This window comes from Streptococcus suis, assembly GCF_024509555.1.
Taxonomy (GTDB): domain Bacteria; phylum Bacillota; class Bacilli; order Lactobacillales; family Streptococcaceae; genus Streptococcus; species Streptococcus suis_AD.
In genome coordinates this window covers 1-255 of record NZ_JAMWEL010000089.1, presented here as the reverse complement: position 1 = coordinate 255, position 255 = coordinate 1, and the positions used below count along the sequence as shown (strand labels likewise).

Sequence of the window (255 nt, the reverse complement as noted above, 5' to 3'; positions counted from 1 at the left end):
CAGATACACCATCATCAGATGTAGATACACCATACAACACAACAGATAACAAGCCAGGTACAATCACATTTAATGGTGAAGAATACGAACTTGTTCGTGTTGACGGTACTGAAAATGGTAAAGTTGTAGAAGGTGAAACTGTAGTAACTTACGTATACCGTAAAGTAACACCTGCTAAGAAAGTTGTAACCAAGCACGTTGACGAAAATGGTAACCCAATTGCACCACAAGAAGATGGTACAACACCTAACAAGT

General features: G+C 38.8%; 1 protein-coding gene. It reads left to right on the top strand.

The window, feature by feature from the left end:
• Positions 1-255 (top strand): MucBP domain-containing protein (locus NF418_RS10465; protein ID WP_256779553.1); only part of this gene is annotated, 255 nt, incomplete at both ends.